The organism is Bradyrhizobium sp. 141 (assembly GCF_023074055.1).
In the GTDB taxonomy this organism is placed as follows: Bacteria; Pseudomonadota; Alphaproteobacteria; order Rhizobiales; family Xanthobacteraceae; genus Bradyrhizobium.
In genome coordinates this window covers 194,707-220,198 of record NZ_JADPKR010000026.1, presented here as the reverse complement: position 1 = coordinate 220,198, position 25,492 = coordinate 194,707, and the positions used below count along the sequence as shown (strand labels likewise).

The 25,492-nt window shown below is 64.1% G+C and carries 29 protein-coding genes, 1 tRNA gene and 1 pseudogene; 13 read left to right on the top strand and 18 right to left on the bottom strand.

Annotated features, from left to right (window positions below):
* Window positions 1–20: 20 nt before the first annotated feature.
* Complete coding sequence (locus tag IVA81_RS09640; RefSeq protein ID WP_247315086.1) at window positions 21–467, bottom strand: hypothetical protein; 447 nt, start codon at window positions 465–467, stop codon at window positions 21–23.
* Window positions 468–750: 283 nt separating this feature from the next.
* On the opposite strand from IVA81_RS09640, the gene IVA81_RS09635 reads away from it, so the two are divergent.
* Window positions 751–1,032, top strand: a complete 282-nt coding sequence (locus IVA81_RS09635) for a hypothetical protein (RefSeq protein WP_247315085.1) — start codon at window positions 751–753, stop codon at window positions 1,030–1,032.
* 53 nt (window positions 1,033–1,085) lie between these two features.
* Here IVA81_RS09635 and IVA81_RS09630 read toward each other — a convergent pair whose 3' ends face one another.
* From IVA81_RS09630 to IVA81_RS09605, 6 genes are all read right to left on the bottom strand, one after another.
* Window positions 1,086–1,379, bottom strand: coding sequence for a hypothetical protein (locus IVA81_RS09630; RefSeq protein WP_247315084.1), 294 nt, complete (start codon window positions 1,377–1,379; stop codon window positions 1,086–1,088).
* Window positions 1,380–1,391: 12 nt separating this feature from the next.
* A complete protein-coding gene (locus tag IVA81_RS09625) occupies window positions 1,392–1,811 on the bottom strand; it encodes a curlin (protein WP_346659382.1) in 420 nt (139 codons plus the stop codon).
* Window positions 1,812–1,898: 87 nt separating this feature from the next.
* A complete protein-coding gene (locus IVA81_RS09620) occupies window positions 1,899–2,309 on the bottom strand; it encodes a curlin (protein WP_247315082.1) in 411 nt (136 codons plus the stop codon).
* A gap of 26 nt (window positions 2,310–2,335) precedes the next feature.
* Window positions 2,336–2,728 (bottom strand): curlin, encoded by a 393-nt coding sequence (locus tag IVA81_RS09615; protein ID WP_247315079.1) that lies wholly within the window; start codon window positions 2,726–2,728, stop codon window positions 2,336–2,338.
* Window positions 2,729–2,849: 121 nt separating this feature from the next.
* Window positions 2,850–3,251, bottom strand: coding sequence for a curlin subunit CsgB (locus tag IVA81_RS09610; RefSeq protein WP_247315076.1), 402 nt, complete (start codon window positions 3,249–3,251; stop codon window positions 2,850–2,852).
* Window positions 3,252–3,429: 178 nt separating this feature from the next.
* Complete coding sequence (locus tag IVA81_RS09605) at window positions 3,430–4,077, bottom strand: response regulator (protein ID WP_247315073.1); 648 nt, start codon at window positions 4,075–4,077, stop codon at window positions 3,430–3,432.
* Between the two features lie 603 nt (window positions 4,078–4,680).
* Between IVA81_RS09605 and IVA81_RS09600 the strand changes: the two genes are divergently transcribed.
* The 5 genes from IVA81_RS09600 to IVA81_RS09580 all read left to right on the top strand — a co-directional run bounded on the left by IVA81_RS09600 (window position 4,681) and on the right by IVA81_RS09580 (window position 11,401).
* Window positions 4,681–6,111, top strand: a complete 1,431-nt coding sequence (locus IVA81_RS09600; RefSeq protein WP_346659381.1) for an efflux RND transporter periplasmic adaptor subunit — start codon at window positions 4,681–4,683, stop codon at window positions 6,109–6,111.
* Entirely contained in the window at window positions 6,108–6,833 is a 726-nt protein-coding gene (locus IVA81_RS09595; RefSeq protein WP_247315067.1) for an ABC transporter ATP-binding protein, read from the top strand. Before IVA81_RS09600 ends, IVA81_RS09595 begins: the two co-directional genes overlap by 4 nt.
* Window positions 6,830–8,053: an ABC transporter permease gene (locus tag IVA81_RS09590; RefSeq protein WP_247315064.1), complete on the top strand. Its 1,224-nt coding sequence runs from the start codon at window positions 6,830–6,832 to the stop codon at window positions 8,051–8,053. The genes IVA81_RS09595 and IVA81_RS09590 overlap by 4 nt, the downstream gene beginning before the upstream one ends.
* Window positions 8,054–8,104: 51 nt before the next feature.
* Window positions 8,105–8,422, top strand: a complete 318-nt coding sequence (locus tag IVA81_RS09585; protein WP_247315061.1) for a LuxR C-terminal-related transcriptional regulator — start codon at window positions 8,105–8,107, stop codon at window positions 8,420–8,422.
* Between the two features lie 1,113 nt (window positions 8,423–9,535).
* A complete protein-coding gene (locus IVA81_RS09580) occupies window positions 9,536–11,401 on the top strand; it encodes an alkaline phosphatase family protein (RefSeq protein WP_247315059.1) in 1,866 nt (621 codons plus the stop codon).
* 67 nt (window positions 11,402–11,468) lie between these two features.
* Here the strand turns inward: IVA81_RS09580 and IVA81_RS09575 are convergent, their stop codons facing one another.
* Window positions 11,469–12,041, bottom strand: coding sequence for a hypothetical protein (locus IVA81_RS09575; RefSeq protein ID WP_247315057.1), 573 nt, complete (start codon window positions 12,039–12,041; stop codon window positions 11,469–11,471).
* Window positions 12,042–12,432: 391 nt separating this feature from the next.
* On the opposite strand from IVA81_RS09575, the gene IVA81_RS09570 reads away from it, so the two are divergent.
* Entirely contained in the window at window positions 12,433–13,092 is a 660-nt protein-coding gene (locus tag IVA81_RS09570) for a peroxiredoxin (protein WP_247315055.1), read from the top strand.
* 119 nt (window positions 13,093–13,211) lie between these two features.
* Here IVA81_RS09570 and IVA81_RS09565 read toward each other — a convergent pair whose 3' ends face one another.
* Window positions 13,212–14,942 carry a Cache 3/Cache 2 fusion domain-containing protein gene (locus tag IVA81_RS09565; RefSeq protein WP_247315053.1) on the bottom strand — a complete coding sequence of 577 codons (1,731 nt, stop codon included), beginning with the start codon at window positions 14,940–14,942 and terminating at the stop codon, window positions 13,212–13,214.
* A 166-nt stretch (window positions 14,943–15,108) separates the two neighbouring features.
* Here IVA81_RS09565 and IVA81_RS09560 point away from each other — a divergent pair, with 166 nt between their 5' ends.
* Together IVA81_RS09560 and IVA81_RS09555 are read left to right on the top strand one after the other, a co-directional pair.
* Window positions 15,109–16,500, top strand: coding sequence for a deoxyribodipyrimidine photo-lyase (locus tag IVA81_RS09560; RefSeq protein ID WP_247315464.1), 1,392 nt, complete (start codon window positions 15,109–15,111; stop codon window positions 16,498–16,500).
* A gap of 54 nt (window positions 16,501–16,554) precedes the next feature.
* Window positions 16,555–16,872 (top strand): histone, encoded by a 318-nt coding sequence (locus IVA81_RS09555; protein WP_247315050.1) that lies wholly within the window; start codon window positions 16,555–16,557, stop codon window positions 16,870–16,872.
* 54 nt (window positions 16,873–16,926) lie between these two features.
* On the opposite strand, the gene IVA81_RS09550 is transcribed toward IVA81_RS09555, so the two are convergent.
* From IVA81_RS09550 to IVA81_RS09540, 3 genes are all read right to left on the bottom strand, one after another.
* Window positions 16,927–17,670, bottom strand: a complete 744-nt coding sequence (locus IVA81_RS09550) for a hypothetical protein (protein ID WP_247315048.1) — start codon at window positions 17,668–17,670, stop codon at window positions 16,927–16,929.
* Between the two features lie 96 nt (window positions 17,671–17,766).
* Window positions 17,767–18,639 (bottom strand): DMT family transporter, encoded by an 873-nt coding sequence (locus tag IVA81_RS09545; RefSeq protein WP_247315046.1) that lies wholly within the window; start codon window positions 18,637–18,639, stop codon window positions 17,767–17,769.
* A gap of 96 nt (window positions 18,640–18,735) precedes the next feature.
* Entirely contained in the window at window positions 18,736–19,179 is a 444-nt protein-coding gene (locus IVA81_RS09540; protein ID WP_247315044.1) for a hypothetical protein, read from the bottom strand.
* A 291-nt stretch (window positions 19,180–19,470) separates the two neighbouring features.
* On the opposite strand from IVA81_RS09540, the gene IVA81_RS09535 reads away from it, so the two are divergent.
* The gene (locus IVA81_RS09535) at window positions 19,471–19,731 is read left to right on the top strand and encodes a hypothetical protein (protein WP_247315042.1); all 261 of its coding nucleotides are present in this window, start codon (window positions 19,471–19,473) and stop codon (window positions 19,729–19,731) included.
* 29 nt (window positions 19,732–19,760) lie between these two features.
* Here the strand turns inward: IVA81_RS09535 and IVA81_RS09530 are convergent, their stop codons facing one another.
* Both IVA81_RS09530 and IVA81_RS09525 read right to left on the bottom strand, forming a co-directional pair.
* Window positions 19,761–20,222 carry a host attachment protein gene (locus tag IVA81_RS09530; RefSeq protein ID WP_247315040.1) on the bottom strand — a complete coding sequence of 154 codons (462 nt, stop codon included), beginning with the start codon at window positions 20,220–20,222 and terminating at the stop codon, window positions 19,761–19,763.
* 39 nt (window positions 20,223–20,261) lie between these two features.
* Entirely contained in the window at window positions 20,262–20,672 is a 411-nt protein-coding gene (locus tag IVA81_RS09525) for a DUF3775 domain-containing protein (RefSeq protein WP_247315038.1), read from the bottom strand.
* A gap of 234 nt (window positions 20,673–20,906) precedes the next feature.
* On the opposite strand from IVA81_RS09525, the gene IVA81_RS09520 reads away from it, so the two are divergent.
* Both IVA81_RS09520 and IVA81_RS09515 read left to right on the top strand, forming a co-directional pair.
* On the top strand, window positions 20,907–21,197 hold the full coding sequence (locus IVA81_RS09520; protein WP_247315036.1) for a hypothetical protein: 291 nt from the start codon (window positions 20,907–20,909) through the stop codon (window positions 21,195–21,197).
* Window positions 21,198–21,646: 449 nt separating this feature from the next.
* Window positions 21,647–22,601 (top strand): annotated as a pseudogene (locus IVA81_RS09515) (helix-turn-helix domain-containing protein).
* A 71-nt stretch (window positions 22,602–22,672) separates the two neighbouring features.
* On the opposite strand, the gene IVA81_RS09510 reads toward IVA81_RS09515, so the two are convergent.
* The 3 genes from IVA81_RS09510 to IVA81_RS09500 form a co-directional block, all read right to left on the bottom strand.
* Window positions 22,673–22,749 (bottom strand) — tRNA-Arg (locus IVA81_RS09510).
* A gap of 153 nt (window positions 22,750–22,902) precedes the next feature.
* A complete protein-coding gene (locus IVA81_RS09505) occupies window positions 22,903–23,424 on the bottom strand; it encodes a hypothetical protein (protein ID WP_247315025.1) in 522 nt (173 codons plus the stop codon).
* Window positions 23,425–23,585: 161 nt separating this feature from the next.
* Complete coding sequence (locus IVA81_RS09500; protein WP_247315024.1) at window positions 23,586–24,158, bottom strand: hypothetical protein; 573 nt, start codon at window positions 24,156–24,158, stop codon at window positions 23,586–23,588.
* A gap of 185 nt (window positions 24,159–24,343) precedes the next feature.
* Between IVA81_RS09500 and IVA81_RS09495 the strand changes: the two genes are divergently transcribed.
* Complete coding sequence (locus IVA81_RS09495; RefSeq protein WP_247315022.1) at window positions 24,344–24,730, top strand: VOC family protein; 387 nt, start codon at window positions 24,344–24,346, stop codon at window positions 24,728–24,730.
* Between the two features lie 41 nt (window positions 24,731–24,771).
* On the opposite strand, the gene IVA81_RS09490 is transcribed toward IVA81_RS09495, so the two are convergent.
* Entirely contained in the window at window positions 24,772–25,284 is a 513-nt protein-coding gene (locus IVA81_RS09490) for a hypothetical protein (RefSeq protein WP_247315020.1), read from the bottom strand.
* Window positions 25,285–25,492 lie beyond the last annotated feature (208 nt).

Here is a 25,492-nt window from a genome sequence, read left to right as displayed (position 1 = left end):
AAGATCATGCTCAAAAGCGCTCAGTAGCAGCGCATGATGTTGACGGTGTGCTCGCTGCCGCCGCGGCCGGGCACCGTCACCTGCTCCGTCGGGCAGCTCGGCACATAGGGCCGGTCGGACGGCACGACGTTCGGCGGGAAGCGATGCGTCCAGTCCCAGGGAACGTCATAGGTGTAGGTGTAGCGCACATCGGTGGAGACCGGCTGCCCGGCATCGACGAAGGGCTGGCTGTAGCCGGCGCCGTCGTAGAAGAATCCGCCGCCCCCGGGCCAATAGACCCAGGGATTATTTCGCCGATGGAACCGACCTCCCGGCCCGATCGGCGCACGCGCCATTGCGCCGGACGGCGCAGCCGTCACCCCATGCGGCGCGGCGCCGCCGGGTCTGGCAAAACTGTCATTGGCGGGAAGGAGCAGCGCGGCTGCGCTGAGCGAGGCGAGCAAGGCCCCATGCATTCTATACGTCATGATACGCACCAACTCGTTTGGCTTAAGCGATTGCGGCTCCCCGCAGCTACGCTAGGCCGGGCCGTCGCCCACCCGCAAACGTATAATTAATTATTGGTTAAGACACGGGATTAACCGCGGAACCGCTGCGGCAAGTCGACCGTAATTCGCGGCTGACAGGCACTTCGTTCCGAAAAACGCGCCTCATAACCAGTTGATCGGAGTTGATCGCGGGCGGCCAACAGCTTCGGAACGCTCCCGCACTGCAACCGTTGGCTCCCGACACAAGCAAGGAGCATCTCGAATGCAGAACAAGTCAAAACTCCTGTGCCTGATCACGGCATCACTCGTCGCCGGCACTGCGGCTGCCTCGGCGCAGGGCTACGACTGGAACGGCCCGCGCGCAGGTTGGGACCGCACCGCGTCCCCTTACGAGCCGGTTCAGCCGCGGGCGTACTATCCTGATGTCGCCGGGCCCTATGGCGCAATCAACGGCAGCAACCATCCGACCCCGAGCTCGACTCAGGGCGATGTCGGCCCTGATGGCAACAACAACGGCACGCTGACCGGCGGCTATCGCTGGTAGAGCCGCGCGACGTCAGGCCCACCGTCCGAAAGCGGACGGTGGGCCTTCGTGCGTCAATGGCCCTGCTGCTTGCGCAGCCAGTCGAGCATGTCCTGCGCCGTTCCGGTGCCTTGTCCGGTGCCTTGCGTCACGATGGCAGTGTTGCCGCCGCTGCGGCGATAGACTGTCGTGCGCCCGGGCTCCTTTTCGATTTTGACCTCGGCCTGCGCCGGATCGCCGCTCTGGGTGATCACCGACGTGCCGTTCTCGTCCTGGACCACCGTGGTGTGACCGTCGCCGGCGCCGGCCGGCGCCGCCGCAACCACGCTCATGAGTCCTATTCCGGTTGCGAGCAGGAGCAACCTCATGTCACATCTCCATCATCGGCTGAACTGAAAGATCGCCAGCCAGTTGAAACGCCCGAACTGCCTTACGGCTCCCGTATTCATGTCTCCGATTTGGAGCAGGAGCGCGTTGGTGGAATTGCCGATCTGGGTGATATCGGCGGTGTTGCTCACACCGGACTGACCGATCACCGTATTGGTGGTGCCGCCCACCTGGATCACATTGGCATAGTTGCGCGTGCCGTTCTGGATGATGGTCGCGTCCACCGTCCCGGTGCCGCCGATCTGGATGACCCGCGCGATATTGATGCGGCTGTTCTCCTCGATCGTGACCGGCTGAACGTCGTTGCCGAACTGCACGATCGTTTCGATGGTCACGTTCCGGTTCGTCACGCTGCGCTGGACCGACCCGGCGCTCGCCTGCGTCGCCGACGCGACGGCCGCAAGCAACGCCACCGCGGCCAAAGCGTGCTTCAAAACGCGTCTGCCGCATCGCATCGCGTTTCCCCGCTGCTTGCCGACGCCGATGAGCTCGCTCGCGTGTTACGGGCCGGTCTGGACGATCGTGGAATTGTTGACCGTGCCGAATTGCGCCACCGTGCCCGCATTCATCGCGCCGAGCTGGGATATCAGGCTGGTCGCCGACTGGCCGGTCTGACCGACGAAGGCGAAATTGTTCGTTCCGGCCTGCCCGATCGATGCGGAATTCGTCCCGCCGAATTGCAGAACGCCCGTGGCATTGTTAGTGCCGTTCTGCGTCACGGTCGCACTGGTGCTGCCGCCGATCATGAACACGCCTGCCATGTTGAGCTGACTGTTCTGATTGAGCACGACGGGCGGCCCGCCGACCGAGACGATGGTCTTGATGTCGGCGGTCTGGGCGCCGGCCGAGCCGGCGCCGACCGAGCACAGAGCGAGCAAGACGGCGCCCGCGCATCCCAAATGATGTTTCATGACATGCCTCGTCACTTCATATCTGCTCACGGAGCCTGCTGGATGATCGTCGAGCCGTTCAGGATTCCGAGCTGTCCGACGCCGGCGGTGTTGTTGGCGCCGATCTGCCCGATCAGGCTCGAATTGGAGCCGCCGACCTGGCCGGCCAGCGCGGTGTTCGACGCCGTCGCGGTGGTGCCGCCCTGCCCGATCACCGAATTGTTGACGGTCAGGAGCGAGCCCGTCTGCAAGGTGGTCGCACTATTGGTGGCGCCGAACTGCAGCGTCGTAGCGCTGTTGCTGGTGCCGCCGCTCTGCGAAATGAACGAAGTGTTGGTGGTTCCGAATTGCAGCACGCTGGCGCTGTTGCCGGCCTGTGCATCGGCGGCCGTCAGCGCACCGAACGCTGCAACCGTTGCAATGAAATAGGTGATCCGCATGTCAATTCCTCCGCGAGAATAAGCGAGCCATCGCAATTGATCGGCCGGCCGGTTGCGGTGCATTTCGAGGATGGCGCGGACGCACCGCAACTGGATGCGTCCGGCCAAACGGTTGCGTGGTTCAGTGCGCCGTCTGCGAGACGGTGCTGCTGTTGATGCCGAACCCGCTGAGCTGGCCAACAGCGGCAGCGTTGTTCTGCAGCGCGGGAGGCCCGAACGAGTTCTGGGTGATCGAGCTGCCGTTGTTGCCGAACGCCACCTGGCCGGTGGCTGCCGTGTTCTGCACGCCGATCTGGTTCACCGTGCTGCCGTTGTTGAGCGAGGCCGAGCTGGTGCCCTGCATCGTGGTCGCGCTGTTGATGATGCCGAGCTGGCTGGTCGACGAAGTGTCGTTGGTGAGGCCCTGCTGCGAAACGGTGGAGCCGTTCACGACGCCGACCTGCACCGTGGTGGAGGTGTTGGCGGCCTGCGCGGCGGAGGACAGGGCGAACAATGCAACGGAAGCAAAAAGAAATTTACGCATGGAGTATCCCTTTCTGGCCAAGTTGTCTGACTGAGTACGGATGCCGTCTTGGAAGAGGCCGACATCGTAGGGATACTGTGAACCGATCGTGGCCTGCGCGACAGACTGCAGTTCATGCTAATCGGTACGGACTAGACGTTGCGCGAAATGTCGGCACATGGAAGCGCAAGAGCAGATTCTATCCCATGCCGGCGCGTGTCGTCTCCGCTTCGCGCCCCATGCTGTCGATCAGCCGCACCACTTCGATCGGCGTGCGCAGCTCCAGCTTTCGCATCATCCTGGCGCGATGGACCTTCGCCGTCACTTCGCTCACGCCAAGCCGCGCCGCGATCTGCTTGGCGACCAGCCCTTCGGCCATCAGCAGCATGATCTCGCGCTCTCGCGCCGTCAGCGTGTCGACGCGCTGGCGGGCTTCACGCACGGTATCTTCGCGTTCCAGCCGCCTGCGATCGCGCTCGATGCCATGCCTGATAGCATCGAGGATCTCCTGCTCGCGAAACGGTTTTGGCAGAAACTCGACCGCGCCACGCTTCATGGCTTCAACCGAGACGCGGACGTCGGAATGGCCGCTGATGAAGACGATCGGGATAGGCACGCCCGTCTCGGCGAGCCGGCGCTGAAGCTCGAGCCCGGTCGGCGACGTCCCGGGAAAGCGGACATCGAGCACGAGGCACGAGGGCCCGGGCGAAATATTCTCCGCGAGGAATTCTTCCGTCGAGGCGAACAACTTCACCTGGTGTCCGGTCTCCTCGCAGAGACTTCCGATCGCAGTTCGAATCTGAATCTCGTCGTCAACGATATAAACTATGGCTTGACCTGAATTCATGGCAACGGACTCCCCGGCTTGGGGCTCGATGAGCAAGCAACGAGCCATCCATTCTTCTTGCAAGCGAAAACAATGTGCTTGGATGAATTCGCGGGGATCGGGCGAAGAGCATCGGTCCACCGGTTCGACGTCTTAGGGCCAACACGCGCTCGTGACGAGTGAAGGCGTTCACATATCGGGCTTCGTGATTGGAAGGATTTGAGCTCGCCGCCGTCCGCAGCGCTTGATCGCAAAAATACGACAATCCGGTGTCGTGCAGTCCGGTATCTTGAAAGCAGTATCGCCAACTGCGTCATGCATCGCCACTCATGTGCCGACTCGAACGCCGGGCACCGTCCGCTTCGCCAAAGCAGACGGGACGTTCAGTCAGTCTATCGAGTTCGATACCGCGCGCGTCATATCGATACGCTCGGTATGCATTTCGATCAAATCACGAAAAGTAGCACGACACCGGCTTTACTACTGGATGATGAATCGAGCCCGACCGTCGCCCCGGCAGCGGCGACATATGGACGATCGATATCGCTTTGGGAGATTTACAACCATAGCGCGATCTTTGTCAGTGCCGCCATCGAGGCCATTTCAAAGAGGCGGGTTTTTGATATGCGATTTGTACCAGTCATTGCCTTGCTCGGAACTGCATGCAGCCTCGCCGCGATTTACGCCGCCGGGCCCGCCGTCATCACCGGCGCGGCCGGGAGCGCTGCGGACAGGGCGTCGCACGCCCTGGAATCGACCAGGCGCCTGCTCGTGCCCACTGGGCAAGACGTCCCGACTTTCGGGTCCGATGCGCCAATGTTCCGCTATGCCTCGATCCAGCGCGGCAGCATCGAGCAGACCGTCACCGTCACTGGGGCCCTTCAGCCGGTCAAGACGATCGAGGTCGGTTCCCAATTGTCCGGGCAGCTTGCCCGCGTCTATGTCGATTTCAACGACACCGTCATCAAGGATCAGCCGCTCGCCTTGATCGATCCGCGCAGCTTCGCGGCCAAGGTCGACGAGGCCAAGGCGTCCCTTGCCGTCGCCAATTCCCTGGTCGACATCGCCAGGGCCAAGCTCGATCGCGCCAAGATCGACCTGCAAAATGCCAGAGGCAGCCGGGACGTGCTCGCCGCCAAGCTCGAAAGCGCCCAGGCGGTCAAGAGCTCGGCGCAGAAGACCCTGCAGCGGAAGCTGGCGCTCCAGTCGCAAAACGTGGTGGCGACGACGACGGTCGACGACGCGCAGACCGAGTTCACCGCGCGCCTCGCCCAGGAGCGCGAGGCCGAGGTCCTGATGTCCCTCAACTCCTATTCGGTGGAGGGCGCGCAGGCCGACGTCCGCCGGATCGAGGCGGAGCTGCAGCAGGCGCGCATGGCCGTGCCGGAGAAAGCGGCCGTTCTCGCCGCGGCCCAGGCCGATCTCGACCGCACCGTGATCCGCTCGCCGATCGATGGCGTCGTCGTCGGCAGGTTCGTCAACGAGGGCCAGACGCTCGCGGTCGGATTGGAATCGCGCACCACCTTCGTGGTGGCGCATCGCCTGGAGGACATGGAGATCCACGCGCAGGTCGACGAAGCCGACATCGGCCGCATCGCCCCCGGCCAGCGCGCGCATTTCACCGTGGACGCCTACCCGGACCGCCGCTTCGAGGCGGTGGTGCGGCAGGTGCGCAAGGCGCCGCAGAACCAGCAGCACGTCGTCACCTACACCGTGGTCCTCGCGACCTCGAACCTGGACGGCGCGCTGCTCCCCGGAATGACCGCCCTGGTGAAGATCGTGATCGAGCGGCAGGACGACGTTCTGAAGGTGCCGCTCGCCGCACTGCGCTTCCAGCCCTCCGGCACGCGGCCGGACTCAGGCAGCACGCGCAGCGGGGTGTGGGTCCGCACCACGAGCGGCGCGCTCCAGCGCATCGCCGTAACGGTGGGCGCGGCCGGCATCGAACAAGTCGCACTCAAGAGCGGAGATCTCGACGAGGGCAGCCAGGTGGCCGTCGGCCAGGCGATCCGTCCGGCGGGCTTTGAATTTCTCGGAATCAGGTTCGGATCATGACCGCCTCCCCGCCCCTCATCAGCCTCCAGTCGGTCAGCAGGATCTATCGCACCGACGGGGTCGCGGTAACTGCGGTGCGCAATGTCAGTTTCGAGATCGCGCAAGGCGAGATCGTCGCCGTGATGGGACCGTCCGGCTCCGGCAAATCGACATTGATGAACATGATCGGGCTGCTCGACCTGCCGAACGAGGGCGCCGTCTATCTCCGGGGCGCCGACGTCGCCGGCCTGTCGGAAGATCGCCGCTCGTCCTTGCGTGCCCGCAGCATCGGCTTCGTGTTCCAGTCCTACAATCTGCTTGCCCGCCACAATGCAATCGAGAATGTCGCGCTGCCGCTGGTCTATTGCGGCATCGCTCGCAAGGAACGTCTGGCGCGCGCCGAGCAGAGCCTTCAGTCCGTCGGCATGCTGCACCGGGCCCATCACTTCCCGCGGCAGCTCTCCGGCGGCGAGCAGCAACGTGTCGCGATTGCGCGCGCATTGATCGCCTCCCCGCTGATCGTGCTCGCCGACGAGCCGACCGGCGCGCTCGACAGCCGCACCGGCGCCGAGATCCTGGCGCTGTTCGCGGCGCTCAACCGGACCGGTCAGACCATCGTGATGATCACGCATGATCCCGGCATCGCGACGCAGTGCCGCCGCACCATCCGCCTGCATGACGGCGAGCTCGTCAGTGACGAGACCCTGGTCCCGATCCTGCCGAAACGGAGCGCCGTGTCATGACGATGCTCCAGGGCTTCCAGATCGCTCTGCACGCCTTGCGCCTCAATCCGCTGCGCAGCTTCCTCACCATGCTGGGCATCGTGATCGGCGTCGCCTCCATTGTGACCGTGTTTGCGATCGGAGCCGGCGCCCAGCTTCGCCTGCAGGAGCAGATCCGCTCGATCGGCGCCAACGTGCTGATGATCACCCCCGGCGCGGTCTATCAGGGCGGCGTGCGTCTCAAGGACGGCAGCAAGCTGACGATGACCGAGAGTGACGTGCAGGCCATCCTCGAGCAGATTCCGGAAATCCAGGCTGCGGCCGGCTCGATCGCCGGAACGGCGCAGGTCATCCACGAGGGCAAGAACTGGAATACGACCATCAACGGCACGACGACGGGGCATTTCATGGTGCGCGACTGGCAGCTCGCGAGCGGGCGCTATTTTTCCGGCTCCGAGGAGGCCGGCGCCGGCAAGGTCGTGATCCTCGGCAGCACGGTCGCGCGCGAGCTGTTCGCGCCCGGCGACGACCCGATCGGCGCGCAGATCCGGATCATGAAGGTGCCGCTCGAAGTGGTCGGCGTGCTCGATCGCAAGGGACCGGCGCAGGACGACGTCGCTTTCGTGCCGCTCGCCACCGCCAAGCTGCGCTTTCTCGGCAGTGCCAGCAACATCAATCGGGATTCGGTTGCCTATATCATCGCCAAGGTGGCCGGCGACGGACAGATGGCGGGGGCGCGATCGGAGATCGAGAACCTGCTGCGGCAGCGCCACCGCATCCCCGCCGGCCAGGAGGACGACTTCAAGGTCCAGGATCCGGCCGCCGCCATGGAAGCACAGCAGGGGGCGATCCGCACCGTCGCGCTGCTGCTCGTCGCCATCGCCTCGGTCTCGCTGCTGGTCGGCGGCATCAGCATCATGAATGTGATGATCGTCTCGGTCACCGAACGCACGCGGGAGATCGGAATCCGCCGCGCGCTCGGCGGGCGGATGCGGGACATCCGTCTGCAGTTCCTCTGCGAGGCGCTCGTGCTCTGCCTGCTCGGCGGCGCCATCGGCGTCGCCGGCGGCGTCACGCTCTCGATGACGGTCGCCCGCATGGCAGGATGGGTCACCTCGATCGATGGTCAGGCGATCGGCCTTGCCCTGGTCTTCTCGATCGCCACCGGCATCGTCTTCGGTTTCTATCCCGCCCACAAGGCATCCAAGCTCAGCCCGATCGAGGCGCTCAAAACGGAGTGAGAAGATGCCGAAGGCGGCCAATTCAGCCCGAAGACCAGCGAGGAGCCCATCATGAGCCCGGATCCGAAGGATTCGATTACACCGACACCGCGCGAGCGTGAGCTGATGATGCTGATCGCGCGGGGGCTGCAGAACAAGAACATCGCCTACGAGCTCAAGATCTCGGAGAACACGGTCCGGGCGCATATCGGCAACATCATGCGCAAATACCGGCTTTCGAACCGAACGCAGATCGCGATCGCGTTTGCCCTTCACGCGGCGCCATTGTCGCTACGCCGCGATCTTGCCAGGCCCGACCGCCGTCCGACGGCGCCAAAACCCGCGCAGGCGCCTGCTCAAAGTTCACCGGTGCTGACCGCGCCGGATTGAACGCCGGACACAATCCGTTGCGTTGCCCGACGGGCAAAACACGCGAGCCCTGGGTCAATGCGCGCAGCGAGAAATATTCCACTTTACCGAAATTCGGAAATGACGTATGTGTCGCGGCAACCCGGCCCAAGGAAGAGGGGCGTATCGCGATCGTCACGAACGCGGGCCGGACGGCGGTGGACGCTGATTGCATTGGCGCGAAGAGCTTCGCAGGGCGGGCAACCGTGAGCGAGGGTGTCGCGCACACGACCGGTGTGATCGGCGTAGGGCAAAATCGTGTGGTCCTGACGCCCGGGGTCTGTGCGTCAAGTCTCAGCGGTGATGTGGCGGCCCAACCGGGTCCGCGCATCGATCATCCGCAAGGCGACGGGGGCAATAGTGCATCGCTCCCCGGGGAGAGCACGACATAAGCCGTCAAACCACTGCGCAGGGAAGGCCGGTTGTTTGGCTTCACCTGTATGCCGCTGTGCAGATTTCGCTACTGCCTTTCGCACAGTGGACCGCGGGGGCCAGCCGGCACCCGGTCTTCCCTGCGCCCTCTTTCAATTGAGGGCGAAGCGATGAAGCAAAGCTCGGGCGAAACAAGCCGCGAGGATGCGAGGGTGTGTCTGTGATTTCAGCTGCGTATCACAAGCTCGGACATCGGTAGGGTGGGCAAAGCGGAAGAGCGTGCCCACCATCTTTGCCTGTCGCGATTGAATTGGTGGGCACGGCGCTGTGCGCCTTTGCCCACCCTACGGCACTGCCACCGCAGCGGCAGTCTGGATTGCTTCCGCCTTCGCGGAGGCTTCGGCGGACCAGTCGCTGCGCTCGCAATGACGATGTTGAGACAGTTGCGCGCCAAACACCGCACTCTCGTGCCCCGGACGCGGCGCAGCACGAAGTGATGCGCTGCAGAGCCGGGGCCCATTTGGCAGCGAGTGCCGTGGCCTCCTGGGTCCCGGCTCTGCGCAGCAGCGCAAGAGCGCTGCAGCGCGTCCGGGACACGAGATCACCTCCCCTGCCCTTCTTTGCATGGCTCTCCGCTCTTGTAACAAAACTGACATCCAGCGAAACTAAACGAACCGGAGGCCGCGGTCGGCGGCCAGGCCGCCTCACCGCAGGGAGATTTTGATGCGCCGTTCACTGGTGTTGCTGTCCGCCGGACTGACAGTGCTGTCCACCGGACTTGTCAACGGACTTGCCTCCGCCCAGAACAACACGCCCCGCAATTTGATCCTGTTCATTCCGGACGGCCTGCGCGCGCTGAAGGTCAACCCCGAAACGGCGCCCGCCATGGCTGAGGTTCGCGACAAGGGCGTCAATTTCAAGAATTCGCACTCGCTCTTCCCGACCTTCACCATGGCCAACGGCTCGGCGATGTCGACCGGCCATTATCTCGGCGATACCGGCGTGTTCTCCAACACGATCTGGACCAATTACACCTCCGTGCCCGCCGGCGACACCGTGGTCCCCTTCATCGAGAACGACGCCGTGCTCGGCGACATCGACGAGCATTTCAAGGGCGACTATCTCAACGAGGAGACCATTTTGAAGCTGGCCCGCGACAAGGGCCTCAGCACCGCGGCGATCGGCAAGGTCGGCCCGACCTACCAGTTCGACCACACCGACAAGCCCGAAAAGGCCGGCCTGCATTCTGTCGTGTTCGACGACTCCACCGGCGGCAAGAACGGCGTCGGGCTATCGGACGAGGTGAAGGACGCGCTGACCAAGGCCGGCCTGCCCACCGCCACGCCGCCGCGCGGCGACAATTCCAAGGCGGGCGATGCCAAGACGCCCGGCACGACGTCTGCCAACGTCGCGCAGCAGGCCTATTTCGCCGACGTCGCCACCAAGGTCGTGTTGCCGATGTTCAAGGCGCGCAACAAGCCGTTCGTGCTGGTGTTCTGGTCACGCGACCCCGACGGCAGCCAGCACAACACCGGCGACAGCCTCAACCAGATCAAGCCCGGCATCAACGGCCCGACCTCGATGGCCGGCATCAAGAACGCCGACACCAACCTCGCCCAGCTCCGCAAGGCGCTCGACGAGCTCGGGCTCGCCGCCTCGACCAACATCATCGTGTCGGCCGACCACGGCTTCTCCACCATCTCCAAGGAGAGCAAGACCAGCCCCTCGGCCAAGGTCAGCTACGACGACACGCCGAAGGATTTCCTGCCGATGGGCTTTTTGGCGCTCGACCTCGCCAAGGCGCTCGACCTGCCGCTGTTCGACCCCAACGACAAGAACGCGAAGGTCGAAGGCAACAAGCATCCCAAGGCCGGTAACGGCGTGCTCGGCAAGGATCCCACCAAGCCGGATCTCGTCGTCGCCACCAATGGCGGCTCCGACCTGGTCTATCTGCCGAACAGGGACAAGAAGCTGGCGGCGAAAACCGTCAAGGCGCTGCTCGAGCAGGACTACGTCTCCGGCCTGTTCGTCGACGACTCGCTCGGCCGCTTCCCCGGCACGCTGCCGCTGTCGAGCATCAATCTGCGCGGCAAGTCGGCAACGCCGACGCCGTCGATCGTCGTCAACTTCCGCTCCTATGCCAGCGATTGCGGCGAGGCGCCGACCAACTGCTCGGTGCAGGTCGCCGACACCGTGCTGCGCCAGGGCCAGGGCATGCATGGCAGCTTCAGCCGCGGCGACACCATGAACTTCATGGCGGCGATCGGGCCGGACTTCAAAGCCGGCTTCGTCGACGAGCTGCCGGTCAGCAATGCCGACGTCGGCATGACGGCCGTCCAGCTCATGGGCCTGCGCGCCGCCCAGAACGGCGGCCTGGTCGGCCGGGTGATGTCGGAGGCGCTGCCCAACGGCGTCGTGCCGAAGGCTTATACCGGCACGCAGAAGTCCAAGCCTGCCGAGGGCGGCCTGACCACCGTGCTGAACTTCCAGCGCGTCGGCAGCCAGCGCTATTTCGACGCCGCCGGCTTCCCTGGCCGCACGCTCGGGCTCGAGCCGGACGCCGGCAAACAAAAAACGGCGGGGAAATAACCCCGCCGCTTTCGCTCGCGCCCCGCACCGGGCGCGAGAAGATCTCGGTTGTTACATGCCCAGATTTTTACATCCCAATGTCGAACACGTTCGGCAGCTGGCCCGCCAGAGGCAGCGCGGTGGCGCCCAGGAAGGTCGCCACCATCGCCATCAGGCGACGGTTGTTGTGGCGCTTGCCGCGCATCTGGCCGGCGATCCACTCCAGCATCTCGCTGTTGACCTTGGAGGCATAGGACGGCGCCCAGCTCTCGATGTCGGTGTCGGCCGACAGCGCGACGCTGCGCGGCGGCACCTTCAGGCCCGAGGCGCTTGCGGCATAATGTGCAACGGCCTTGGCGAGCAGGTCGTCGAAGCGGCCGCCATCGGTGCGCTCGGTCGCGGCCTCGTTGATTTCGAACAGCACTTCAGCCTCAGTGCGGCTGACCGGCTGGTCGTTGACGGCGGTGGCGGTCAGGATGCGCGTGCACCAGGCGGTGTCATCGGCATCGAGCGAGCGGGAGAAATGCACCCTTCCCTTGGTGGTCGGGCCTTCGCCCGTGATCACGCCATCGCGCACGATGCTCAGCGCATGGGCCGCGGTATCGCGGCAGGACGGTTCCAGGGACGGCGACTCAACAGATTTAGGCGCAGCGGCAGACATAGTTCACTTCCAGACTTCTTCTGATCGACCAGCATTTTCATGCCGGCGTAAAGGGGTGGTTAACGATTCGATACGGCGATCGCGACTTTTCGAGATGGTTGCCAATTGGTCGCTGTCAGGACCGTTTTGGTTCTGGCAGCGCCGGGCGAGCGTGATGAAAGTCATAAAAGGCTTAATCGGGGCGAGCGAGACCGTGTGACCCCGGGTGGAGCTGTTTCGCCGCAGGTGCCGCTGTAACAATAAGTTGCTAGAAAATCAGGCCTTGAAGGAAGGAATTCACATTTTACTTGAGCCGGTTCAGTGGGCGTTCACTTGGTCTTGTAAGGCCTCTATACTGAGGATGACGGCAGAACTGAATTTTCCAGTAAATTCAATGCGATGAGGTAGAACCATGACACTTCCGATCGGCACCACCGCACCCGACTTCGAAGCCGAGACCACCGAAGGGAAGATCAAGTTCCACGACTGGATCGGCAACAGCTGGGCGCTCCTGTTCTCGCATCCCAAGGACTTCACGCCGGTTTGCACGACCGAGCTCGGCGCGCTCGCCAAGCTGAAGCCGGAGTTCGACAAGCGCGGCGTCAAGCTGATGGGCCTGTCGGTCGATCCGGTCGACCGCCACGCCAAATGGTCGGAAGACATCAAGGAGACGCAAGGCGCAGCTCCCAACTATCCGATGATCGGCGACACCGACTACAACGTCTCGAAGCTCTACGGCATGCTGCCGGCCGCGATCTCGGGCGATCCCCTCACCCGCACCGCCGCCGACAACCAGACCGTCCGCAACGTCTTCGTCATCGGGCCGGACAAGAAGATCAAGCTGGTGTTGGTCTACCCGATGACGACGGGGCGGAACTTCCAGGAGATCCTGCGCGTCATCGACTCGCTCCAGCTCACCGCCAAGCATCGCGTCGCCACCCCCGCCGACTGGTCGCAGGGCGAGGACGTCATCATCGCGGGCTCGGTCTCCAATGACGAGGCCAAGACGATCTACCCGCAGGGCTGGAAGGAGCCGAAGCCCTATATCCGCATCGTGCCGCAGCCGAAATAACAACGAACGGTCATTCCGGGGCGGTCCGCAGGACCGAACCCGGAATGACGAGATTCTCAGGTGCGCAATTGCGCACCGTAGCTCGGTGCTTCGCACCGCCCCGGAATGACGGTGACAACTTACGCCGCGTGCACGCGGTCGAGGAACCTGTCGACCTCAGCCTTCAGCTGCAGGCTCTCGCCCGACAGAGCCTGTGCGGAGACAAACATCCGGCTCGAGGTCTCGCCGGTCTCGCTCGCGCCCTCGGCGGCGTGACGGACGTTGACGGCGACATCGGCGGTGCCCGACACCGCGGCACGAACGCTGGCCACGATGTTGTGGGTCGCGCTCTTCTGCTGCTCGACCGCAGCCGAGATCGAGCCCGCGATGCCGCTGATGCGCTCGATGGTCTGGCTGATCGCCTTGATGGCGGCAACCGATTCCTCGGTCGCGAGCTGCATGCTCTCGATCTGGCTCGAGATCTCGTCGGTCGCCTTGGCAGTCTGGCCGGCGAGCGTCTTGACCTCCTGGGCCACCACCGCGAAGCCGCGGCCGGCATCGCCCGCGCGCGCGGCCTCGATGGTGGCGTTCAGCGCCAACAGGTTGGTCTGCTCGGCGATCGAGGTGATCAGCTTGACGACGTCGCCAATGCGCGCGCCCGCCTCGGAAAGCTGCGCGATGCGCTGGTCGGTCGCCTCGGCCTGCTGCACTGCCTCGGCGGAAATCTCGTTCGATTCCTGCACGCGCCGGGTGATCTCGGAAATCGATTGAGACAGCTCGTCGGAGGCTGACGCTGCCGAACGCACATGCGCGGAGGCATTTTCGGAAGCGCCGGCGGACTGAGCCGACAGATCGGCAGTGGAGCGCGCGACGTCGGTGAGTTGCCGCGCCACGCGCTCGAACTCGCCCGACGACGTCAGCACCTTGTCGAGGACGCCGCCGACGCTGCCGCGGAACTCCTCGACGAAGTTGCGCAGGTCGGATTTGCGCTGCTCGACCGCTGCGGCCGAGGCCGCCGCCTGCTCGCTGCGCATCCGCGCCCGCTCCAGCGAATTGCTCTTGAACACCGCGACCGTGCGGGCGATCTCGCCGATCTCGTCGGCGCGATCCTCGCATTCGATCGCGACGTCGCTCTGGCCGTTGGCAAGCGCGGTGAGCGAGCGCGTGACCGAGGTCAGCGGCCGGGTGACGCGGCGGACGACCAGCAGGGTCAGGACCAGCACCAGAAGCGCGGCGAGCCCGGCGGCCGCTGCCATGCTCTCGATGGCGTGGGCCAGCATGCTCTCGTACTGGATCATGGGAATGCCGACATAGAGAATGCCGACGACCTTGCCGGTGGCGTCCGCGACCGGGAAATAGGCGGTCATGAACGACTTGCCGAACAGCGTGGCCGGCCCCCTATAGGCCTCACCCCGGCGCAGCGGCGCCTGCCCCGGATGGTCGGCCGCAAGCTGGGTGCCGACGGCGCGGTCGCCGTTTTCCTTCTTCACATTGGTCGAGCGTCGCACGAACTGCCCGCTCGCATCGTCGAACACGAACAGGGTCGCATTGCCGCCGACATAGGACACGGCACGATCGACGATGGCGTGATCATTGAAGTCGGGCATCTTGGGGATCTCGGCGCGCACCACCGCGCCATCCCGCATCGTGACCTTGGCGGCCGGAACGGTCTCGGTAAAGGCCAGCGCCAGCGTGCGCAGATTGACCTCGATGTCGCGCAATGCGCGATCATTGAAGGCGGACGTCAGCGACCAATAGCCGGCGCCGACCACGAGTGCCGTGTTCACGGCGATCAGCAGCACGGCACACAGGACCGCCTTGGTGCCGAGCTTGAACTGCGGCAGGAACTTCGCCGTTAGAAGATTAGACATGAATGGAATGACCCCCGTAATTCCTGCATATTCGTGCAATCGGCTTACGGCCGCATTAACGGCGGTTCCCACCGCCGCACCCGGCATGGTTTCCAATTGGTAAACGAGGCCCTCCCTGACCACGCCAAGCGCGCCCATCATCGTCTGGTTCCGCGATGATCTTCGTCTGTCCGACCATCCCGCGCTCCACGCCGCCGCGACAACCGGCGCATCGGTACTCTGCCTCTTCGTCCTCGACGACAGCGCCGGCCGTCCACCCGGCGCCGCAACGCGCTGGTGGCTGGCGCAGTCGCTGCGGGCGCTCGGAGCCGAGATCGCCGCGCGCGGCGGATCGCTGGTCCTGCGCAGGGGACCTGCGGCCAGGGTGATCCCCGATGTGGCGCGAGAGAGCGGCGCCCGGGCCGTTTACTGGAACGGGATCGCGCAGGCGCCGCATCAGGCCGTTGAGACGCAGCTGGAAGCGGCGCTGGCAAGGCTCGGCGTCGATTCGCAGAGCTTCCCTGGCGACCTCCTTGTCCCGCCCTCGGCGATCCGCACCAAGGAAGGCCGCGGCCTGCGCGTGTTCACGCCGTTCTGGCGGCGCGTGCTGTCGCTCGGCGATCCGCCAAAACCGTTGTCTGCTCCGAAAGAGCTTCGCCCGGCCGCGACAATTGCGAGCGACAGGCTGGAGAGCTGGAAGCTTGAGCCGACCAAACCAGACTGGGCGGGCGGCCTGTGCGAGAGCTGGATACCGGGCGAGGTCTCGGCCCGCACGCGCCTGCGCGACTTCCTCAAGCACACCGCGCGCCACTATGTCAGCGATCGCGACCGCCCGGATCGCGAAGGCACCTCAGGCCTGTCGCCGCACTTAAGGTTCGGCGAGCTCAGCCCGCGCCAGGTCTGGCACGCGGCGCGGTTCGCCGCGGATGAAGATCCGGCACTCGGACCGGGCATCGAAAAGTTCCTGAGCGAGCTCGGCTGGCGCGAATTCTGCCGCCACCTGCTCCACGATCATCCCGGCCTCGCCACCGAAAACCTCCAAGCGAACTTCGATGGCTTCCCCTGGAAACCGGACAAGAAGGCGCTCACCGCCTGGCAGCGCGGGCGCACCGGCTATCCCATCGTCGATGCCGGTCTGCGCGAACTCTGGCACACCGGGGTGATGCACAACCGGGTGCGGATGGTGGTGGCCTCGTTCCTGGTCAAGCACCTGCTGATCGACTGGCGCGAGGGCGAAGCCTGGTTCTGGGATACGCTGGTCGATGCGGACGCGGGCAGCAATCCCGCCAACTGGCAGTGGGTCGCCGGCTGCGGCGCCGACGCCGCGCCCTATTTCCGCGTGTTCAACCCGCAGCTCCAGGGCGAGAAGTTCGATCCCGATGGAACCTACGTTCGGCGTTGGGTGCCGGAGCTGAAAGACCTGCCGTTGAAGCTGATCCACCAGCCGTGGCGGGCGACGCCGATCGAGCTTGCGAGCGCGGGCATTACGCCCGGCAAGACCTATCCGCAGCCGATCGTCGATCATGCCAGGGGGCGCGAGCGCGCGCTCGCCGCTTACGCCAAGATCCGCAAAGGTTGAGCGCTGCTTTGACACAATTTCGAAACCCGCTATCGTCATCGCTCTATTCAAACAATGGGGGACGATAGGGACGACGAGAAGCCGATCACCGAGCAGGCGATGGACACGATCACCAATGCGGTGGAAGCGACCAAGGACGCCGCAGTCACCGCCGTCAAGCAGGTGAAGACAGCCGCCAAGAAGGTCGCGAAGAAAGTAGCCCCGAAGAAGACTGCCAAGAAGAAAGCCAAGAAGGCTGCGAAGAAGTCCACGAAGAAAGCGGCGAAGAAGTCTTCAAAGAAAGCCGCGAAAAAGGCCACCAAGAAGTCTCCGAAGAAGGCCGCCAAGAAAGTCACCAAGTCGAAGAAGAAGGCCAAAAAGGCCAAGCGCTGAGCCTAACGCTTGGAGACGTCTCCGGGTGCGGACGCACCCGGAGACAGCGACACCCTACCCTCGCCGCTTGGCTGCACGCCGGCCGGGGTGATGCTCTCCCTTCGGATCGCGGAATTCGCTGCGATGGCCGCGGCGGTCCTCAGCGTTGAAGCGCCGCCGCTTTTCCGGCGAGCCGAACTGCTTGATCAGCCGCCTGCCGTTGACCTTCTTGATGACGTAGCCACCTTCGGTCATCGAGAACGGCTCCTTCAACGATCCCATATGGTCGAATTTGGTGCCGCGGGGATGCCCGAACGGCTCGAACCAGGACGGATAGACGAAGTTCGACATCGGAAAACCGTTGACGAGAAAAGACTCCTCCTCCACGGCGTCGCAGACCTCGTAGGCATATTGGGTGTGGCGGGTCTTGTCGGCCCACAGATTGGCCATGGGATCGAGCACCATCTCGAACAGCTCGTGCGACGCCGCCATGCTGACGGGCTCGTCACCCAGCGCCTTGACGAAGATCTTCGAGATCGGCTGCCCCCGATGGGTCAACTCGTGCCGTCCGAGGAAGTTCTCGTGGGTGGCATCGTCGAAATAGACGAGCTGCCAGTCCGTCGGCTTCGGCTTGCGGGTGACGTCGAGATCGACGGGGTAGCCCCATATTGGCAGGAAGTGATCGTCGTAGCATTTCTGAAGCGCGGCCGTGAGCCTCGCCATCATCCGGTCGCTTATCATCTCCTCCGCGTAATTGATGCAGGCAATCCGGACAGGCCTTAAGGACCTGCCGAGCAGTGCGCGCCGCGCCTTCTTCATGAAATCACCGTGTGAAAGGGAAGCTGAAATCAGCCCAACCTAACACGAGCGCGTCCCGCACGTCAGGGATGTATTCCGGCGTCCTGCCCTGTCTGCCTAGAAGCGCCGGTTGACGACGAACACCGCGGCCGCGCACATCGCCATGCCGGCAATCGCCAGCCCATCGAGCTTCTCGCCGAACAGCAAATAAGCCATCAGCGCGGTCACGGCAGGCACCAGATAGAACAGGCTCGCGACCGAGGTCGCCGCGGCGTGGCGGATCAGCCAGTACAATAGCCCGATCGATCCGATCGAGAGTGCCACGGCGAGCCAGGCGAGCGCGAGCACGAACTCCTGCGTCCAGTGCACCACGCGGTCTTCGAACAGGAAGGCCCCGATCGCGAAGAAAATGGTGACAGCGGCATATTGCACGAGATTGCCGGCGCGCCAGTCGATCTGGTTGCAGTAGCGGCGCTGATAGAGCGTGCCGAGCGTGATGCTGATCAGCGAAACCACCGAGGCGAGCCAGCCAAGCCCGGCTTCGCCGGTCATGGGACGGTTGTGCAGGATCATCACCACGCCGCCGAGGCCGAGCACGAGCCCGGCCCATTGCAGCGGCGTCACCCGCTCGCCGAGCCAGCGGTTGGCGATGGTCGAGGTCAGGATCGGCTGAAGGCCTGGAATGAGCGCGGAGAGTCCGGCCGGGATCGAATGCGCGATCGCGATCGCCGTGCCGCCGAGATAGAAGCCGTGGACGAGAATGCCGGCGACTGCGCTGTGCGCGATGCCGATACGATCCGGCCATTTCGGCCGCGCGATCGCCGCGATCATCACCATCAGGCCGACCACGATCGCCATGCGAATGGCGAGATAGGTCAAGGGATCGGCGTTGTTGACGACGTATTTGGTGCCGATGAATCCGGTGCTCCAGAGCAGGACGAACAGGATCGGCGCGGCGCGGGCGGTCAGGGCTTCTTGATTGTGGTCCATTGCCGCCCTCTTGCCCCACCGGGGGCTATGCGGCAATGCGAATTTCGTCCGGACGATGCTGCGCTGCGACGGACGACGGCGGTTCAGGTCAGCCGCTCACCACTCGTCCGGACAGGGGTCGATGATCTTCCAGAGCTCGACGCCGTTCTTGATCTTCTTCATGTCGGTGGTGAGCCCGCCATTGCGGCGGATCCAGTCCTTCACCGTATCGGGGTAGTAGGACATCAAGTCAGACGTCCCCTCGGAGCTGGTGACCTTGATGCCGAAGGTGAAGGCCTTGTCGTAATAGGCCTGGTGGAAGCCGAGGCTGGCGCGCGGCGTCACGCAGATCTTGTTCATCGGCACCATGCCGAGCACCAGCGTGCAGGCTGAATTGCAGATGCCGTCGATGATGACGCGCTCGCCCTTCTCGCGCACGCGCTTGTACTTGGCCTTGTATTCCTCGACATAGCCACCGTGGTCGCGGGTAATACGCAACTCGGCCCGCGCCGGGGCGGCGGCGATGGAGAGCAACAGCAGGCTCAGAAGCGTGATGCGCATGGCGGCGTGACGGCGAAAGCCTTCAGGAATGGACCGGCCTCGAAGGACCCCAAAAGGCCGGCGACAGGATTCTTAACTGAATAGTCTTTGGTCATACTTGTGTGGGGAATTCGTTAAGCATCCCGAAAAGGCCAAAAATGGGCAAGCAGGGACGGCGTTTCGGGCAATTCTGTCACACCCACCCGGGAATCTGCGGGACTATCCCGGATTTCCGGGCGCCGGACGGGTGCCCCGGAGGCTCGAAGTGGCTATAGATGGCCGACCTATTCGCGCGGGTCCCGGAGAATCAAGATGAGCAAGTTGAAGCTTGTAGCCGCGGTTGCTGCCCTGTCGGCCGCAATCCTAGCCCCTGGCCTCGCGGAGGCGCGGGGACACCACCGGCATCACCGCTACGTCAACCCGCTGCCCTACCCGATCAGCTATTTGCACAATTACGGTCCCGGCATCACCCCCGGCACCTTCGCCTATTACGACGGCCCGTCGACCAACCATTGCTACCAGAGCGCGGCCGCCTATGTCGGCCAGGACCGCCGCCGGCACCCCTGCTACTGAGGACGCCGGCGCGGTCTTTGCGGGCGCCCCTATTTGGCGGCGCCCGACAGCAGCAATTGCTTCTCGATCTCGTAGACCGGCAGCTTGACGAGATCCTTGCCGACCTCGCCCCGAAGCGCCTTGCGCATGACCTCCGAGTAATCGGCCCGGATCATGCCGAGGGCACGTGGTGAGGCCACCATGGTCAGGGCCGTGGTCTCGCCGGAGTTCACGGCGGCATCGAGCCGGCCCGCCAGGCTTCGCAGGAAGGCGCGCTCGGCCTCATCATGCCAGTCGGTCTGCTCGGCCGAGCTGCGCACGCCGCCGGTAGCGGCATGCAGGCGGCCCGGCGCGTCGGTCCCTTGCGCGCTGGTCGCGGGATTGGGCTGCTCGTGCACCTCCCTGGTGTGAAGGTTCGGAAACATCTCGTCGCCAAGGTTTTCCAGAATGAGCGCCTTGCGCCCATCGCACACGACCAGCCAGTCACCCTTGTCGATTCTCATCTTGTCCATTGCAACTCTCCTTGAAACTTATCGACGCCGCGTCCGGCATCAGAGATGTTCTTCGAATTCCTCGAAGGACTTGCCGAATTGCGCCATCGCCTCCTCCAGATAGTCAGCGAGCATTGGCGTGCCGATCAGGTAGGAAGCGGTGCGCTGGTTGTGCGCCTGCGCGGCCTGGATATGCAATTCGCGCCAATTGGAGAGATCACCGTCGCCGCGACCAAGCCAGGTCAGCGCCACGAGGTCGATCTGCTCGTCGACATTGAGATCGCGGATAAAGCCCACGAGCTCCGCACGGTCGGTGGTCCCGCCGCGTCCACTGCGGCCATAGCTCATGTCATCGTCGCCGAAGTCCACGATGACGCCCCCTCCGGCCGCCTCGCTGTCGGACCGGCGCGATTTCGAGATGACGAAGAAGACTTTCTCCGGCGAGATCGACAGATTTGGAATGACCCGCATCCAGTTCACCTTGCCCGGCAGCAAGCACCACGCCACTGCCACACCAGCAATACTAAGAGCCGAGGCAGACTTGCGAATTGCGCAGGATCAAGGTCTCCGGCACCGGCGATGCGGCCAAAGCCGGCCAGCCGGGCGGATTTGCTGAATTTGTTCATCAGCATTACATTTCGCTTCCGCCACAATTTGATCAGAACAACTTCGATATCCTGTATCGCGTAAGCGGAGGAAGACATCATGACTCTCAAGATCGGCCTCGTCGCCGCAGCCCTGTTCGGTGCCACGTTGGGTGCCTTGGCGACATCGCCGGCGGCGTCCGCCATGCCCATCGCGCCCGCGCCTGCGACACCGCAGGTCTCCGGCGTCGAGCAGGTTCGCATGGTCTGCGACGCCTGGGGACGCTGCTGGCGGCGTCCGAACTATTATGGGTATTACGGTCCGCGGCCGTATTACGGCCCGCGGTATTATGGACCACGCGTTTACGGGCCACGCTATTATGGCTATGGCCCACGCTATCGCCGCTGGTGACATCTGAAGGGGCCCTCGGGCCCCTTCGCTTTTTCGAGATCATGTCTTGCGCGGTTGTCGCCGGCCTGGAGCGATTCCAAAACTGATCTAGATCAAGGATGAAATCGGCCCGCACCGTCATTCTGCGGTGATGGCCGAGTTGATCGTTTTTCGATGCCCTCAGACGGGCATGAACGTGCAGACGCATCTTGAGAAGCAGCTGAGACAGGAGGGACGAAGCTTTGCGTCCTTCGCCTGCCCGGCCTGCACGCGCCTGCATTTCATCGACCTCGCCTCCGGCCAACCGATGAGCCGAGAACGTTGACGGTGGCATTGATCTTGCGGATGTCGTGGCATGATGTCCGCAATACTAGGCCTGGACTTCGATTTACTGGAACGCGATGTTCCGCCATTGATGGCGATGTACCGACGTTCATTTGATTGTCACATTTCAGCAGCCGGCCAAATCCATGTTATTCGAGGCCCTCGCTCCATTCCGCGCTCCAACTGATCGGCGTTGCCGACGTCGATGCGTTTCGGCCGATCGAGACGATGGAGGACGCGAGGAGCATTCCGCTCGACGTTGCGAACTTCGCGGCGGCCCGCGCCGTGGTCTCCCTGCCGGCATGCCGCATCATCATGATGAGATCGTTCGCGCGCATCCTCGACACCGCCTATCGGATGCCGGGCGGGATGGTGATCCTGTCCATGACCGACGACCTCCAGGTCAACTTCAAAGGCTTGGATCTCGATGCACGCTTCTTCGTTGCGCTCCGCGGCAACGATGAATGCCATTTCGTCGAGCCTCAGACCAATCATCATGCCATGATCATCTTCTCCCCCGAGCTGGGAGACCGGGGCTGGTTCGATCACGCCGACGACTTGCGGGCCCGTGTCGCGAACCGGCCTGCCCTGCTCCACACGCGCCAACTCCTGCTCGACATCCTGCGAACCGCGTCCGTGCAGCCCATTCTGTTTGAAACCAGCGAGATGGCCGCCCATCTCCAGGAAGGTCTGCTGCTCGCGCTTGACGATTTGTTTCGGATCGATTCGATGTCGGATCTGAGCGCCTCGGTCCAGGGCGAGCGCGCGATCAAGCTCGTGCAGCGGATCGACGACTACGTCGCAACCCGCCCGACCGCGCCGATCTATACCGCCGATCTCGCCGGCGAGTTCGGCGTCTCGATCCGGACGCTCGGCGGCGCAGTCAGCAAGGTGCGTGGCATGAGCCTGCACCAGTACATTCGCCTCAAGAGGCAGTGGGCGACCCGCGTCCGCCTCCTGAGGGGTGGCGGCGCCACCGTCGCGACGTGCGCGCGTGCCCAGGGCTTCCATCATCTCGGTGAATTTGCCGCAGCCTACCGCGCGACGTTCCACGAGACGCCTTCGGACACGCTGGCCCGGGGGCGGCAGCAGACTGATTGACGCAGCACCCCCCTCGCGACGGTGACCCGGCATCGGCGTCATTTCGGAACATATCTGGAACGCCAGGGGATTGGCGCGCTCGGAAGGATTCGAACCTCCGACCCTCGGAATCGAAATCCGATGCTCTATCCAGCTGAGCTACGAGCGCCTTGGGCCGGGGCTACCGGGCCGCAAACCGAGACTTGGCCGACCGGCTTGCTGCTGACGAGCCAGCACACCGGGCGGCGTTCGGACGGGCTCGAATTAGCAGAGAGGCTGGCCAATAAAAAGCCCCCTCCCTCGAGACGGATCGAAGGCGCTGTCACCAGGTCGTGTTGAAGAGGCCGAAATGCGGCTGCTGGGCGACCTGCATCATCGGCCGGCCCGGAGGCGGCGCCGAATGCGCCCTGGCGACCCTGCGCTTGGGCTGAGCTTGGATTGGAGCAGCTTGGGCCTGGGAAACCTGCGCCTGAGCAACCTGCGGCTTGGCCTCGGGCTTCCTGGCCGCGGCAGTATCGGCCTTCGGCGGCGTGAACTGGGCGAACGTCTCGCGCACTCGTGCCTTGGCCGACAGCTCGGCCAGCGACAGGCCCTCTTGCACCGGCGGCTGGGGAGGCACGACTGCGGCGGTCTTCACCGCGGGCGCCACAATCGTAGGCTGGGTCGTGTCGAGCACGACACGCTCGGGCAGATGGCGGTCGGAGCGGATCCGGATCAGGGGCTGATCATTGCTTACGGTGGCGACAGCCTGCGCAGCCGGTTGCGATGGCAGAACATAGTTCGCTGCAAACAGCAGTGCGAGCAAGGCTCCACCGACAAAGACGAAATACCGAAAGATGGGCATTGGCCGAGCTCCGCCCCCCGCATCCCCGCGTGGGCTCTTCGCCTTCAACAGGCGATCATTTAATTGGTTCCTGGCCCAGCCGTTCGGTTCAAATGGCGACGCCAGGTTTTTTTGCCAAGCACTAGGGAGGGTAACTTTTCCGCTACCGGAACATGCCGTCCTTACGCGCGACGTGCCGCAACCAGCGAACATTTCGCCTGATCGGCATTGACGTTGACAAAGCCGACGGAGATCCGCGCAAAGGTCTTGCGGCTCTTCATGCTGACCCGATCTGCCAGCACGCGGCTGCGATCAGTGAGATGACTGCCGTCGCGCCGCGCAAAGGCGCAGACGATCTCGACGTTGTTTACGGCATAGTCATTGTCGTTTCGCAGCGTGAACGTCACCAGGGCTTTTGAGCCAAGGCCACCGCGGCGCCAGGTCTGTGATGAAATCCTGAGACGACCGAGGTCCGCCATGGCCGGTACCTGAACTTCGGAAGCCAGCGAGGCCGATGCTGCCGGATCGCCCGAAGGAGCCGGCTCGACTGCTGCCAGCTCCGACTTCAGGGGCTCAGCGCTATTGCCTTTGGAGAGAGGGAGCAGCATCCAGACGCCGCAACCGACGATGATGGCGGCCATCAGCCACAGCAGGCTTCGGCCAAATGAAACGCTCGCCATTGTCACGGCCCGCGCCAGTCGCTCGCCGGTTCCGGCGAAGCGCCCCAATCCGATCCGGTCGAGCCTGGCGTTCATGATTGCATCACCGATGGCGGCTGAGCACGTTCGACGGCGGACTCGCGACACGGACTCGGCCGCAGCTTACTTCAATCCAGAACACGAACTAAGGTTCCCTACGAATCGGCAAGGACGGTGGCGATCACCGGCCGGGGCCGTTAACATGCGCCGCAACATCGAACGATCGCGTTGGGAGAATTGAAATGCCAGTCGTCGTCACCTGGGATCACGTCCATCTGCGCAGCCCCGATCCAGAGGCCACCGCGGCTTGGCTGCGGGACATTCTCGGCGGCGAGATCGTGCATGCGCCGGGACGGATCGACGTGAACCTTGGCGGTGCCAGGATCTTCATCGCACCGCTCGAGGGCGATAGCCCCGTCAACCCGCCGCCTCCGCACCCGCATCAGGGCCTCGACCATATCGGATTGACGGTGAAGGACATCGATGCCGTCGCGGCCGAGATCAAGGCCAAGGGTGTCACCTTCACGCGCGAGCCGACCACGATCCGGCCCGGCGTGCGCATCTGCTTCATCCGCGGCCCCGAAGGCATCTCCATCGAGCTGCTGGAGCGCGACCAGAAATACACCTGACGCGGCGCGTGCCGCACCGGACGACATGCCGTCCGATGCGGCTAGGTCATGCTGCCCGGCATGAAGCAGCGGATGGTGACGCCCATGTAGCCGTAGATCGGCCACACCATGGTGCGCCCCACCCGGTTCGGCTCGGAGATCACGGCCTCCTCGGGGACCTCGACCCAGACGAGTTCCTGCGGCTGCCCTTCGAGCCCGGAGGCATAGCGCGGGAGGCGGACACGATAGTGTCCGTCCTTGCTGTCCCAGTCGGTATCCGAGAGCGCCGAACCGTCGGCATCGGAGCAGCACGGCCCCTTGCCGCTGCGCAGGCCGTCGAACCAGGCCTTCAAATCCGCATTGGTATTGACGAACTGGCCGCGGTCGCGCGCATGCCCGAACGGAGCTGCGAGCGCAATCAGGGCCAAAACGGTAGCCAGCCTCACGGAAGCCAGCCCTGTCACGCTTCGCCAGCGTGTTGCGCTGCCGGAGCGCCGTCGTTCGCTTTTGCAATTCGTGGGACGCGCACTGTACAGACGCGGCTCATCGCCGCCGGAATCGATCCAGTTGCTCATCGTCTTGCTCCAGCACCCCGCGGCCAGTGCAGCTAATTTTATGCATTTCGCGGGCCAATTCTGATTCGCAACGACCGGCCGCGCTCCATCATCAGACCGTCATGAGGGCGTCGCGCACAAGCCGGGACAACTACGGCTCGAGGCGGCAACTCCCGCGGCCGGTCGGCAAACTGCCGCGTTGCGCGAGCGGATGCGCTTTGGCATAAAA